This is a genomic window from Vibrio sp. 10N.222.49.C9 (assembly GCF_041474985.1).
In the GTDB taxonomy this organism is placed as follows: Bacteria; Pseudomonadota; Gammaproteobacteria; order Enterobacterales; family Vibrionaceae; genus Vibrio; species Vibrio crassostreae_C.
Window position 1 is genome coordinate 1 of sequence record NZ_JBFRVD010001556.1, and the last position, 269, is coordinate 269.

At 47.6% G+C, this 269-nt stretch carries 1 protein-coding gene; it reads left to right on the plus strand.

The window, feature by feature from the left end; genetic code table 11:
- On the plus strand, positions 1 to 269 hold a 269-nt coding region (locus AB4585_RS29240; RefSeq protein ID WP_372172315.1), incomplete at both ends, for a replication initiator protein RctB domain-containing protein.

Here is a 269-nt window from a genome sequence, read left to right on the forward strand (position 1 = left end):
GCCTAATAAAACCCCTTTGTATATCACGGATATTCTCTCTTTGAGGGGAAAAAAGGACAGCGGACCGGCACGCGATTCTATTCGCGATAGCATTGATCGCATCGAATACACGGACTTCCAACTGCACGAACTCACAGGCCAGTGGTTAAGCGAGAACATGCCCGAAGGCTTTAAGAGTGATCGCTTCCGTTTTCTAGCGCGAACCATTACCGCGTCTGAAGAGGCTCCAACCGAAAATGAAGCTGGTGAGATAAAAATAAAACCAAACC